Origin of the sequence: Roseateles microcysteis (assembly GCF_036880965.1) — a bacterium.
GTDB lineage: Bacteria > Pseudomonadota > Gammaproteobacteria > Burkholderiales > Burkholderiaceae_C > JAUASW01.
The window spans coordinates 82,558-94,783 of sequence record NZ_JBAJMV010000002.1 but is presented as its reverse complement, the minus strand read 5'-3'; the positions used below and the strand labels follow the sequence as shown (position 1 = coordinate 94,783).

11 protein-coding genes are annotated in these 12,226 nt (G+C 65.6%); 8 read left to right on the top strand and 3 right to left on the bottom strand.

All coding sequences use genetic code 11. The features are described 5' to 3' along the window. Nucleotides 1–9: 9 nt before the first annotated feature. The 3 genes from V3596_RS05340 to V3596_RS05330 all read left to right on the top strand — a co-directional run bounded on the left by V3596_RS05340 (nt 10) and on the right by V3596_RS05330 (nt 2,008). Entirely contained in the window at nt 10–699 is a 690-nt protein-coding gene (locus tag V3596_RS05340) for a Bax inhibitor-1/YccA family protein (protein ID WP_334276588.1), read from the top strand. A gap of 92 nt (nt 700–791) precedes the next feature. Then, nucleotides 792–1,712: a DMT family transporter gene (locus V3596_RS05335; protein ID WP_334276587.1), complete on the top strand. Its 921-nt coding sequence runs from the start codon at nt 792–794 to the stop codon at nt 1,710–1,712. A 134-nt stretch (nt 1,713–1,846) separates the two neighbouring features. Continuing rightward, complete coding sequence (locus tag V3596_RS05330) at nt 1,847–2,008, top strand: hypothetical protein (protein ID WP_334276586.1); 162 nt, start codon at nt 1,847–1,849, stop codon at nt 2,006–2,008. Nucleotides 2,009–2,012: 4 nt separating this feature from the next. On the opposite strand, the gene V3596_RS05325 is transcribed toward V3596_RS05330, so the two are convergent. Next, complete coding sequence (locus V3596_RS05325) at nt 2,013–2,483, bottom strand: Lrp/AsnC family transcriptional regulator (protein WP_334276584.1); 471 nt, start codon at nt 2,481–2,483, stop codon at nt 2,013–2,015. A 141-nt stretch (nt 2,484–2,624) separates the two neighbouring features. On the opposite strand from V3596_RS05325, the gene aptA reads away from it, so the two are divergent. Next, nucleotides 2,625–3,944: an omega-aminotransferase AptA gene (aptA, locus tag V3596_RS05320; protein ID WP_334276583.1), complete on the top strand. Its 1,320-nt coding sequence runs from the start codon at nt 2,625–2,627 to the stop codon at nt 3,942–3,944. A 35-nt stretch (nt 3,945–3,979) separates the two neighbouring features. On the opposite strand, the gene V3596_RS05315 is transcribed toward aptA, so the two are convergent. Continuing rightward, entirely contained in the window at nt 3,980–4,915 is a 936-nt protein-coding gene (locus V3596_RS05315) for a class I SAM-dependent methyltransferase (protein WP_334276582.1), read from the bottom strand. A gap of 109 nt (nt 4,916–5,024) precedes the next feature. On the opposite strand from V3596_RS05315, the gene V3596_RS05310 reads away from it, so the two are divergent. Then, nucleotides 5,025–5,531, top strand: coding sequence for a (2Fe-2S)-binding protein (locus V3596_RS05310; RefSeq protein ID WP_334276581.1), 507 nt, complete (start codon nt 5,025–5,027; stop codon nt 5,529–5,531). Further along, nucleotides 5,528–7,759 (top strand): xanthine dehydrogenase family protein molybdopterin-binding subunit, encoded by a 2,232-nt coding sequence (locus V3596_RS05305; RefSeq protein ID WP_334276580.1) that lies wholly within the window; start codon nt 5,528–5,530, stop codon nt 7,757–7,759. Before V3596_RS05310 ends, V3596_RS05305 begins: the two co-directional genes overlap by 4 nt. Nucleotides 7,760–7,769: 10 nt before the next feature. On the opposite strand, the gene V3596_RS05300 is transcribed toward V3596_RS05305, so the two are convergent. Then, a complete protein-coding gene (locus tag V3596_RS05300) occupies nt 7,770–9,869 on the bottom strand; it encodes a TonB-dependent receptor plug domain-containing protein (RefSeq protein WP_334276579.1) in 2,100 nt (699 codons plus the stop codon). Nucleotides 9,870–9,947: 78 nt separating this feature from the next. On the opposite strand from V3596_RS05300, the gene V3596_RS05295 reads away from it, so the two are divergent. Continuing rightward, nucleotides 9,948–10,598, top strand: a complete 651-nt coding sequence (locus V3596_RS05295) for a YfiR family protein (RefSeq protein ID WP_334276578.1) — start codon at nt 9,948–9,950, stop codon at nt 10,596–10,598. An 8-nt stretch (nt 10,599–10,606) separates the two neighbouring features. Then, nucleotides 10,607–12,226 carry an ATP-binding protein gene (locus V3596_RS05290; protein ID WP_334276576.1) on the top strand — a complete coding sequence of 540 codons (1,620 nt, stop codon included), beginning with the start codon at nt 10,607–10,609 and terminating at the stop codon, nt 12,224–12,226.

Here is a 12,226-nt window from a genome sequence, read left to right as displayed (position 1 = left end):
GCTGTTGATATGAACCAGAACGTCCAAACCTTCCCGGCTGGCAATGCCAGCGTCGCCGCGCAGCGCAACCGCGTGCTGCGCAATACCTACTGGCTGCTGGCGCTCTCGATGGTGCCCACGGTGCTGGGTGCCTGGATCGGCGTGAGCACCGGCCTGTCGCGTGCCATGTCGCCGATGGTCGGCCTGATCGTCTTCATGGCCGGCGCCTTCGGCTTCATGTACCTGATCGAGAAGAACAAGAACTCGGCCGCCGGCGTGCCACTCCTGCTGGCCTTCACCTTCTTCATGGGCCTGATGCTGTCGCGCCTGGTCGGTGCGGTGCTGGGCCTTTCCAACGGCGCGGGCCTGATCATGACGGCCTTCACCGGCACCGGCCTGATCTTCCTGGGCATGGCCACGCTCTCCAGCGTGATCAAGCGCGACCTTTCCGGCATGGGCAAGGCCTTGTTCATCGGCATGATCATGCTGGTCGTGGCGGGCATCGCCAATGTGTTCCTGCAGAGCAGCGCCTTGATGTTGACGCTGTCGGTGCTGGCCATCGGCATCTTCTCGGCCTTCATCCTCTATGACCTGAAGCGTGTTCAGGACGGTGAAGAAACCAACTACATCACCGCCACGCTGAGCGTCTACCTGAGCCTGTACAACGTGTTCCAGTCGCTCCTGTCACTGCTGGGCATCTTCGGCAGCCGCGACGAGTAAGCGGCAAGCTTTTCTCCACTGAAGCAGCCAGGCGCAAAGCCTGACTTGAGGGCGGGACCGATAATCCCGCCCTCTTTTTCATTGCCGCCACCGTGTCTCGCATCCAAGCCAATCTCCTGCTGCTCGTCATTGCCCTGATCTGGGGCTCCGCCTTCGTGGCACAGAGCCAGGGCATGGCAGACGTGGGGCCCATGCTGTTCACCGGCGTGCGCTTCCTGATCGGCGCCGCGGTCGTGGCTCCGCTGGCCTGGCGGGAATGGAAGCAACTGGCTCGCCAGGGCAAGACACCCACCGCTACTGACGCCAGGCACATCGGCGGCCTGGGCCTCCTGATGCTGGTGGGCGCGGCGCTGCAACAGGTCGGCATCATCTCCACCTCGGTCACCAACGCGGGATTCCTGACGGCGCTCTATGTGCCCCTGGTGCCGGTGCTGTCCTGGCTGTGGCTGCGCCAGTTGCCGCATTGGTCGGTCTGGCCGGGCGCACTGGCCTGCCTGGTGGGCGCCTTCCTGCTCTCCGGCGCGCACGAGTTGAACATCGGCGTCGGTGATCTCTGGGTGATCGCTTCGGCCCTGCCCTGGGCCGTGCATGTGCTGTTTGTCGGCCGCGTGGCCGACAAGCTGGCCGCCCCCTTCCTCGTCGCCTGCGGCCAGTTCCTGGTCTGCGGCAGCCTGGCCTTGGTCTACAGCCTGTTCATGGAGCCGGTCAGCCTGAAGGGCTTGATTGCAGCAGCCGGCCCCATCGCCTACACCGGCGTCCTGTCAGTGGGCGTGGCCTTCACCGCCCAGGTCGTGGCGCAACGCTACGCCCATGCCGCGGACGCCGCGATCATCCTCTCGAGCGAAACCCTGTTCGCAGCGGTGTTCGGCTATCTGATGATGGGTGACCGCCTGAATCCTGCCGGCTTTGCCGGATGCGCGCTGATCCTGGGCAGCATGCTCGTGATCCAGTTGCTGCCGCTGTTCAGGATGGGTCGACACAAACCCGCTTCGGTCCTGGACCATCCGGTGTGATTGGGCCTTGGCAGCGGGGTTTTAGCGAAACCTTCTGACACCGCATACGCAGTGTCATAGGGTTTTCACTGAATTCAACGAGACTTCTTTTCAAGCCACCCGCCGGGTGGTCTTCAGAAGAAGCGAATTGATTCATGAGCACCGTCCCCCTGTTCCTCACGCAATCGCAGCAATACCTGTTCAAGCCCTCCCGCGGTGACCGGCCGTTCGGCAACTGGACAGAAACCTACGGCCTGCCTCTGCTGCTTGCCGCGTTTGCCGCCACGTCTCTTGTGGCCCTGCTCCAGCAAGCCTGAACACTCAGAGTTCGAACGCGGTCGTCTTCTTGATCGTGCGCAGCACCAGCATCGAATTGGAGCGCGCCACCTCGGGCAGATGCATCAGCACCTGGCTGTGCATGCGCTCCAGATCTTCGGAATCGCGATAGGCGAAGCGGATCAGATAGTCGTTGCTGCCGGCCACATAGAAGCAGTCCAGGATGTCCGGGCTGTCGCGCACCGCCTGCTCGAAGGCCGACAGCGCAGCAGGGCTGACGCGCTCGAGGTTGATGATGGTGTAGCTCGTGCCCTGCTTGCCCACGGCCTTGGGGTTGACCAGGGCCACGTATCGATCGATCACGCCGCTGTCTTCCAGCTGCTTGACGCGCCGCAGGCACGCTGAAGGGCTCAGATGCACACGCTGGGCGAGGTCCACGTTGGAGAGCCGGCCGTCTTGTTGCAGCTCGCGCAGGATGGCCCTGTCGATCGCATCCAGTATCACTTCTGAAGCCATTGCTCGAATTTTCTGCGAAAACGTCATCATGCCACCGCAGCGAATTGCTCAAACCAGGGCTTGCCCTCGTCGAATGAGCCTGCACATTGCGCGCTGATCTGCCTAGACTGCGCGCATCCCCGGAACCCGCAGGAGCGCCTCATGGCCCAAGACCTCAATGCCAATCTCGACGCCTATTGGATGCCCTTCACCGCCAACCGCCAGTTCAAGAAGGCACCCCGCCTCCTGACCCGCGCGGATGGCATGTACTTCACCGACGACAAGGGCCGCCAGATCCTCGACGGCATCGCCGGCCTCTGGTGCGTGAACGCCGGTCACAACCGGCCCAAGATCGTGAAGGCGATCCAGGAGCAGGCCGCCGAAATGGACTTCGCGCCGCCCTTCCAGATGGGCCACCCCAAGGCCTTCGAACTGGCCGAGAAGCTGGTGCAGCTGACGCCGGCCGGGCTCAACAAAGTTTTCTACACGAATTCGGGTTCGGAGTCGGTCGACACTGCGCTGAAGATGGCCATCGCCTATCACCGCGTACGCGGCGAAGGCGCGCGCACGAGATTGATAGGCCGCGAGCGCGGCTACCACGGCGTCAACTTCGGCGGCATCTCGGTCGGCGGCATGGTGGCCAACCGCAAGATGTTCGGCACCATGCTGGGCGGCGTGGACCACATCCGCCACACGCACGACCCAGCGCGCAATGCCTTCAGCGTGGGCCAGCCGGCCCATGGCGCAGAGTTCGCAGACGATCTTGAAAAACTGATCGCCCTGCACGACGCATCCACCATCGCGGCCGTGATCGTCGAGCCCGTTGCGGGTTCAACGGGCGTGCTCATTCCGCCGCAAGGCTATCTGCAGCGCCTGCGCCAGATCTGCGACAAGCACGGCATTCTGCTGATCTTCGACGAGGTGATCACCGGTTTCGGCCGCACCGGCAATCCGTTTGCAGCGCAGACCTTCGGCGTGACGCCCGACCTGATGACGGTGGCCAAGGGCCTCACCAACGGCTGCGTGCCCATGGGCGCGGTATTCGCGACGCAGAACATCTACGACGCCTTCATGAACGGCCCCGAACACCTGATCGAGTTCTTCCACGGCTACACCTACTCGGCGCATCCGCTGGCCTGTGCCGCTGCCCTCGGCACGCTGGAAACCTATGCCGATGAAGGACTGCTCACCCGCGCTGCCGAGATGCAGGGCTACTTCGCCGAGTGCCTGCATTCGCTGAAAGGCGAGCCCAACGTGATCGACATCCGCAATATCGGCCTGATCGGCGGTGTGGAGCTGACGCCGCTGCCTGGCGAGCCGGCCAAGCGCGCATTCAATGTGTTTCTCGATTGCTGGGACAAGGGCCTGCTGGTGCGCACCACCGGTGATACGGTGGCCCTGTCGCCGCCACTGGTCATCGAGCGGGAACATATCGACCGCATCATCGACACCTTGCGCGGCGCGCTGAGACGGGCCGCCTGAGGAGCAAGAGAGAATCGAGCCGGCGCAATGCGAGCTCAGGCCTGAGCGAGTTCAGGCGCGCGGTAGACCAGCACCTTGAGCGAGCGCTCCTCGGACACATCGGCAAAGACGGCCGGGTTGGCCACCCGCTCGACGAACTGAAGTTCCGGCGCCAGCGCGTGCATCTGGTCTTGCAAGAAGGCCAGGCCCAGCTCGGGCGCGTTGAGGCACAAGAGCGCATGACCGCCCGGCACCAGGAGGTCGGGCAGGCGGCGCATCAGGCGCGCATAGTCCTTGGTCGCCACGAAGCTGCCCTTCTGGTAGCTCGGCGGGTCCACGATGATCAGTTCGTAAGGCCCGCCGCGGCTGATCTTGCCCCAGGTGCTGAAGATGTCATGCGCCAGGAAGCTGGCGCCAGAGCTGATGCCATTGAGCTGGTGGTTCTGCTGGCCGATGGTCAGCGCGCCCTGGCTCATGTCGAGGTTGAGCACCTGCCGCGCGCCAGCTTGCAAGGCCACGACCGAAAAGGCGCAGGTGTAGGCAAACAGGTTCAGCACCTTGACTCGCTGGCGTGCCGCCACATGCTCGCGCACCCAGCGCCGGCCTTCGGCCATGTCCAGGAAGAGGCCATGGTTCTGGCCCTTGAGCACATGGATGCGAAAGCGCGCGCAGTCCTCGCTCACCACATGGGGCTCGGGCACGGCGCCGGCCAGCACTCGCGTTTCAGCACGGCCTTCGCTGCGGCACTGGAAGACGAGGTTGAAGGCCTGTTCAGGAGCGATCTGCTGCCAGCGGGCCGACAAGGCGGCCTGCAGTGCGGCAAGCTCTTCGTCAGAGACCGGTTTGAAACTGGTCAGTAGCCACACCGGCGCGAAGTAGTCCAGCACCCACTGCTCGCAGCCAGGATGCAGCCCGCCGCGGCCGTGAAACAGACGCTCGGCCTCGGTGGCGGGCAGCTCCATCGTGGCGATGACATTCAAAAGTGCTTGCATGGGGCGTTCAGCGATCAGGGCGCGCGAGCTTAGCCCATGCCGCCCGGCAAATACGCGCAGCACGCGCTAAGCTGCGCGCCATTGCACATTTCGCAGCGAGGCCGAGCCCATGCCCATCTACAGCCTGAACATCAACGGAGCCAAGCGCGAGGTGGACGTCGCCGCCGAAACACCGCTGCTCTGGGTGCTTCGCGATGCACTCGACCTCACAGGCAGCAAGTACGGTTGCGGCGTCGGTGCCTGCGGCGCCTGCACGGTGCACCTCAATGGCGTGCCCACGCGCTCCTGCATGACGCCGGTCGCCACGGTGGGCCGCAAGCAGGTCACCACCATCGAAGGGCTCGATGGCAAGGGCAGGCATCCGCTGCAACTGGCCTGGCTTGAGCTGGACGTGCCGCAATGCGGCTACTGCCAGGCCGGCCAGTTGATGAGCGCTGCAGCCCTGCTCAAAGAAAACCCGAAACCGACCGACGCCGATATCGACGGCGCGATGTCCGGCAATCTCTGCCGCTGTGCGACCTACACCCGCATCCGCGCCGGCATCCACCGCGCCGCGGAAATCGCGGCAGCCCCGGCACAGCCGGCCGCGAAGACTGGCAAGAAGGTGGGCGCATGAACAAGACCGTCGGCACCACGCGCCGCGCTTTCCTGCGCAACACCGCCCTGGGCAGCGGTGGCCTGGTCCTGGGCCTGTACCTGAACGACGCTGCGCAGGCGGCGGTTGCCGCGCAGTCGCCGGGCAGCACGTTCAAGCCCAATGCCTTCATCAGCATCTCCGACCAGGGCGTGGTCACCCTGATCTCCAAGCAGCCCGAGATCGGCCAGGGCATCAAGACCTCGCTGCCCATGGTGCTGGCCGAAGAGCTGAGCGTGAATTGGCAGGACGTGCGCATCGTGCAAGGCGACCTGGACCCGATCTACGGCAGCCAGAGTGCCGGCGGTTCCACGTCCACGCCGACAAACTACCAGGACTTCCTGCGCCTCGGCGCCACAGCCCGTACCCTGCTCACACAAGCGGCGGCTGAAACCTGGGGCGTGCCGGCGGACGAATGCGCGGCCGAGAACTCCTTTGTGGTTCACGCTAAGACGCAGCGCAAGCTGAGCTACGCCTCGCTGGCCGCCAAGGCCGCAACGCTGCCCGTACCCGCTGCAGCCACGATCAAGCTGAAGTCACCCAAGGACTACAAGCTGCTCGGCCAGCGCATCGGCGGCGTCGACAACGAGGCCGTCGTGACCGGCAAGCCGCTATTCGGCATCGACATCAAACTGCCCGGCATGCTGTATGCCGTCTACGAGAAATGCCCGGTCTTCGGCGGCAAGGTCGTAAGCGCGAACCTGGCGGCAATCAAGGCCTTGCCGGGCGTAACGGACGCCTTTGTGATCGATGGCACGGCCAATCTGAACGGCCTGATGCCAGGCGTTGCCATCGTGGCCGAATCGACCTGGGCGGCCTTCAGCGCACGCAAGCAACTCAAGGTTCAATGGGATGAAGGCGCGGCAGCCACGCAGAGCTGGGACGGCTTCACACGCCAGGCCGAGTCGCTCGCCAAGCAGGCTGGCACGCAAGTGCAGCGCAAGGACGGCGACGTCAATGCCGCACTGGCCTCCGCTGCCAAGACCGTGGAAGCGGCCTACAGCTACCCCTTCATCTCGCACGCGAGCATGGAGCCGCAGAACTGCACGGCCTGGTGGAAGGATGGCAGGCTGGAACTCTGGGCGCCAACGCAGAACCCGGCCTCGGGCCAGAACCTGGTGGTCAACACCCTGGGCATTCCCAAGGAAAAGATCACCCTGCACATCACGCGCAGCGGCGGCGGTTTCGGCCGACGCCTGAGCTCAGACTTCATCGTCGAAGCCGCAGCCATCGCGCAGCGCGTGGCCGCGCCCGTCAAACTGACCTGGACCCGTGAAGACGACCTGCGCCACGACCATTTCCGCGCCGGCGGCTTCCACTTCCTGCGTGGCGGCGTCGATGCGCAAGGCAGGCTGACGGCCTGGCACAACCACTTCGTCACCTTCGCCAACCGCGTGATGCGCGACGGCAAGTCAGTGCTGCAGCCGGGCAGCGGCGCCAACCTCTCGGGCGATGAATTCCCGGGCCGCTGGCTTGCCAACTGCCTGATCGAGCAGACGCCGCTGGAATGCAACATCCCCATGGGTCCCTGGCGCGCGCCGGGCAGCAATGTGTTCGCCTGGGTGTTCCACAGCTTCATCGACGAGCTGGCCCATGCCGCCGGGCGCGACCCGCTCGAGTTCCGCCTTGAGTTGCTCGGCGAGCGAGACCTCGTGCCCGGTACCGGCGAGCGTGGCACGCCCTACAACGTGGGCCGCATGCGCGCGGTGCTGAAGGAGGTGGCAGCCAGGGCTGGCTGGGGCAGCAAGAAGTTCCCGCGCGGCCAGGGCGCCGGCATCGCCTTCCATTTCAGCCATCGCGGCTACATCGCCGAGGTGGCCGAGGTCACGGTGTCAAAGTCTGGCCAGTTGAAGGTGGACCGGGTCGTCGTCGTTTCCGACATCGGCTCGCAGATCGTCAACCTGAGCGGCGCCGAGAACCAGGTCGAAGGCTCGGTGATCGACGGCCTCGGCACCCTGATGCATCCCGAGCTGGACATCCAGCGCGGCCGCATCGTGCAGGGCAATTTTGGCGAGTACCCGCTCTTGCGCATTGCCGACACGCCGCCCAGGATCGAGGTGCATTTCCTGCGCAGCGATCAGCCGGTGACCGGCCTGGGCGAGCCCGCCTTCCCGCCGCTGGCACCGGCGGTCTGCAATGCGATCTTCGCGGCCACGGGCAAGCGCGTGCGGCAGTTGCCCTTGAGCCGGACGGATCTGAGCTGGCGCTGAAGCTCTGGCGCTACCAGCGCCAGCGCAGTTGCGCCGAAACCGATGGCGCCTGGAGCCGAACCTGGCTCACATGGTTGAGGTAGTTGCGCTTGTTGAGGCGTTCGTCGAACCAGCCGGCGATGTTGTAGGCATGCAGACTGGCCTCGAGGTCCTGCTCGCCCTTCCAGAGAAGCCCGGCATTGAAATAGACATTGCGATCCGCCACGGCTGCGGGGTCGGCCGAGGTGGCCGCCAGCCCGCCGCGCAGGCGCAGGCTGTCCAGGTAGCGCAGCCGGTCGGCGGTCCCGGAGAAACCGTGATAGACAACGGCATTGGCCCACCAGCTGACTCCTGGCGCCAGCGGACCGCGGGCCGTGAGCTTGCTCAGATGATTGGCGTAGCCATTGAGGCTGCGGCCGTAGCCATTGGGCGCGGCAGTGACCTGCGTGTCGGTGACACCCGGCGCCAGGCTGAATGACTCCAGGCCGACCCATGCATGCGAGGCGCTGAACTCGCCCCCCAGCCAGCGCCCGGTCCAAGATGCCTCGACACCATGGCTGCGCTGTGTACCGACCGGCTGGCTGCGCACCTGATTCTCGGCCGTCTGAACGAAGCCGATCACTCGCAGCCGGTTGATGAAGGCATTCAGGTCCACATGCCCGTACTGGCTGCTGCGCCAGCGGTAGAGCAGCTCCAGGCTGTCCTGCGTTTCAAAGGCGTGGCCGCCGGCGCCGCCAGCATGCAACTCGTCCTCGAAACCCGCGCGCTGCGCTCGCGAGGCTGCCAGCGTGAGGTGACCCTGTGCCGAGACATGGCAGCCATAGGAGGCCCGCGGCGAGGTGCTGAAGCCGGCGGTCGAATGCTTCTCGAGGCGCAGGCCGGCAATCAGCGTGCAGTGCTCGCTCAGCTTGAGCTGGTCTTCGGCAAAGCCGGACAGTGCCCGCGTGCCCCAGGCCGGCATGCCCCCGGGATAGATCTCGGAGCTGGGCACCTGATCCGGGTAGCCCGGGCTGCGCCGCCCGACGTAACGCCATTCCTGGCTTGCGCCCGCACTGAGCTCATGCGCCTGGACGCGCTGGCGCCAGAGGCCACGCAGCGCGACCCGGTCCTCGCGGTTGGTGAACAAGGTACCGAAGACCGGGGCCCGCTCCTCATAGTCGGTGCTGACCGCCTCGACGGACGCGCTCCAGCGTGCCTCGCCCAGCGTCCGTCGAAATTCCTGGTGCGCGGACAACTGCTGGTAGCCGAACTCCATCGCTGCATACGGCTGCGGACTGCTCGCGCTTGCATTGCCAACGGGGCGCAGCGCCACCTGCAGCACCGACGGAGCGCTCATCTCTCCCCCGCGGGTGTAGCGCAGGTGCCCGTCGCTGCCCTCGTCCCACCAGCGCAGCGCCAGCTTGACCGGTGCGCGATCGCGGTACTGCGCCCTGTCGGCGCTAAAGGGCAAGGCGTCCGTGCGGCCATCCGCGCCCACGGCATCGCCCCAGCGCGTGCCCAGCGCCGTGCCGAACACCAGCGGCGCATCTCGATTCGCTGCACCCGCATAGTCGGCCACGCCACCGAACCACTGCCATTGCAGCGCACCAAGGCGACCGGCGCAGGAGAGTTCGACGCTGGCGAAACGCTCGACAGCGCCCGCCCTCAGTCCACCCTCGCAACCCGCTTTGCTTGCCCGACGCTGCATGATGTTGATCGTCATCGCCACCGCACCCAAACCGTTCACCGCCGCGGCAGCACCATGTACCACTTCGACATGGTCGATGTCGCCGAGCAGCGGCAGGTCACGCTCGGTGTAAGCGCCGGCATGAGAGAAATGGTTGAGGTTCTGACCATCGAGCAGCAGCAGGTACTTGTCGTCGCGGTTTGAGACGATGCCGCGCATGCCCAGGTGCGACATGCCGAAGCTGTGGTAGACCCATTGCAGGCCGGGCACCTGCATCTCGAGCAGCTCATTGAGGCTGCGCGCGCCCGACGCGAGGATGGCCTCACGCTCAATGCGCGTGATGCGGCTCGGCGCCACCAGAGTACTGGTCGGCGCGAGCGTGGCGGAGCTGGCCACGCGCACCTCGAGCAACTCATCGAAGCTGAGATCCAGCAGTTCCCTGTCAGGCCCGGACTCGGCGGCCATCGCAGCGCAGCCAGCGCTCAACAAAAGCGCAAGCAGGTACTTTCCCTTCGCAGCCTGGGTCATGTGAGAGAGCGTTCCGTGGCTGTGTCGCGGTACAGTTTAATCACACCCAGGGCAAAAGCGCTGGAACAACGGACCACGATGCTTTTCACCGTATTGCGTCCTCATCGCAGTCGCTACGGCCGCCCTGTGCTGGCCGGTTTGCTGCTGACGTGCACGCTGCTGGCGCCGCTCCACGCGGAGCCGGTCGTGCAAAGCGACGAGTACCGGCTGAAAGCCGCCTTCATCTTTAACTTCAGCCAATTCATCGACTGGCCGCCCAGCGCGTTTGCCGCCGAGGAGGCTCCGCTGCGCCTGTGCCTGCTGGGCCGCGATCCTTTCGGGGAGTCGTTGAAGGCGCTGGAGAAGCGGCGCTCCAAGGGGCGCGCCATCGCGGTGCAGCAGGTGCGCTCGCTGGCGGAGGCGCGCAACTGCCATGTGCTCTATATCGATGATCCACAAGAAGCGCTCGGCAATGCAGAACTCGCGCGAGGCCTGGGCAACGCCCCGGTGCTGACGATCAGCAGCGCGCCAGACGTCACCAGCAAGGGCATTGGCATAGGCTTCGTCAGCCAGTCAGACAAGTTGCGCTGGTCGCTCAACCTCGACGCCCTGAAGCGTGCCCAGTTGCGCGTCAGTGCCAAGCTGATCGAAGTGGCCATCTCGGTCACCGGCGAAGCCAGGAACTGAGGACAGCGATGCTGCAACGGTATTCCCTGCGCATCCAGCTGCTGATGATGGCCATGGCCGTGGTGGCGCTGGCCCTGCTGATCGCCGGCGGCCTGCTGCACCTGACGGACCGGCGCCAGAGCCGCGAGGCCGTCGCGGCCGAAATGCTCTCGCTGGCGCAACTCGTCGCCAATCGCAGCGCCGCTGCAATCGCCTTCACGGACGAGGCAACGGCGCGTGAAAACCTGACCGCCCTCGCCCGGCTGGATCAGGTCGGCCGCGCCTGCCTGTACAGCACCGACAACCCGGCCTTCGTCATCGGCCAGCAGGCTGCCGACACCTGCACGCCCATGGGCAATGCGAGCGAGGTCTGGCAAACCATCGACGGCGATGTTGCCCGGGTCCAGGTGCCGGTCTTTTCTGGTGAGTCGGTGATCGGCGCCGTACAGATCGAATCTTCGGCCCAGCCGCTGGCTGCGCGTGCACGCACGCGCATGATCTCGCTGGCACTGGCGCTGGCGGTCGGGCTTGCGGCCGCGCTGGCCCTGGCGCTTCGCTTGCAGCGCGTCATCACGCGGCCGATCTCACGCGTGCGCGATGTGGCTACCGCGATCATCGAGAGCCACGACTACCGTCTGCGCGCTCCCGACCTCGGCAAGCACGAGGTCGGGAGCCTGGCCGACGCATTCAACGCCATGCTGACGGAGATCACTGAACTCACCGCGCAACTGGAAGCGCGCGTGCAGGCACGCACTGCCGAGCTGGCCCGGACCAATGGCTCACTGCAGGAAGCGCTCGACTCGCTGCGGCTGGCGCAAAGCGAGCTGATACAGCGGGAGAAGCTGGCCTCCCTCGGCTCGCTGGTGGCAGGCATTGCGCACGAGCTGAACACGCCACTGGGCAACAGCGTGACCGTGGCCAGCACGCTGCCGCCGATGATCAGCAGGCTGCGGCAGCAAATCGCCGACGGCACGCTGCGCAAGTCGACCGCGCTGGACGCGCTGCAGCAGCTCGATGCCGGCGCCGACCTGCTCGAGCGCAACCTCGAACGCGCCAGCCACCTGATCTCGCGCTTCAAGCAGGTGGCCGTCGATCAGACCAGCGAGCAGCGGCGCAGCTTCGACCTCGCCGACATCGTGGGCAAGGTCGTGGACACGCTGCGGCATCAGTTCAAGTACGGCGCGCACTCGGTGGAAATCGACATCGAACCGGGCCTGGCACTCGACAGTTACCCCGGCCCGCTCGGGCAGGTGATCACCAATCTGGTGATGAATGCATTGATCCATGCCTTTGGACCGGAGCTGGGCCGAGCCGGGCAGATCCTGATTCGCAATCGACCAACAAGCGAAGGACACGTGCTGCTGGAGGTGCGCGACAACGGCAGTGGCATCGCAGCCGCCCACCTGGCCCGCATCTTCGACCCCTTCTTCACCACGCGCATGGGCCAGGGCGGCAGCGGCCTGGGGCTCAACATCGTCTACAACATCGTGGTGTCGACACTCGGCGGCTCGATCAAGGTGGCGAGCACCGTGGGCGACGGAACGAGCTTCACGATCCGCCTGCCGATCCACGCGCCGGAGCCGGCCGACGAAGCCACGCCAGATCGAATTCGCACGGCCGGCGGCGCCAGCCAGGCCTCAGGCAGCTGA

Coding starts and splice junctions, on each gene's coding strand:
- V3596_RS05315 (WP_334276582.1), bottom strand. CDS start 4,915: ATGCAAGCACTTTTGAATGTCATCGCCACGATGGAGCTGCCCGCCACC.
- V3596_RS05325 (WP_334276584.1), bottom strand. CDS start 2,483: ATGGCTTCAGAAGTGATACTGGATGCGATCGACAGGGCCATCCTGCGC.
- V3596_RS05290 (WP_334276576.1), top strand. CDS start 10,607: ATGCTGCAACGGTATTCCCTGCGCATCCAGCTGCTGATGATGGCCATG.
- V3596_RS05310 (WP_334276581.1), top strand. CDS start 5,025: ATGCCCATCTACAGCCTGAACATCAACGGAGCCAAGCGCGAGGTGGAC.
- V3596_RS05330 (WP_334276586.1), top strand. CDS start 1,847: ATGAGCACCGTCCCCCTGTTCCTCACGCAATCGCAGCAATACCTGTTC.
- aptA (WP_334276583.1), top strand. CDS start 2,625: ATGGCCCAAGACCTCAATGCCAATCTCGACGCCTATTGGATGCCCTTC.
- V3596_RS05300 (WP_334276579.1), bottom strand. CDS start 9,869: ATGGCCGCCGAGTCCGGGCCTGACAGGGAACTGCTGGATCTCAGCTTC.
- V3596_RS05340 (WP_334276588.1), top strand. CDS start 10: ATGAACCAGAACGTCCAAACCTTCCCGGCTGGCAATGCCAGCGTCGCC.
- V3596_RS05305 (WP_334276580.1), top strand. CDS start 5,528: ATGAACAAGACCGTCGGCACCACGCGCCGCGCTTTCCTGCGCAACACC.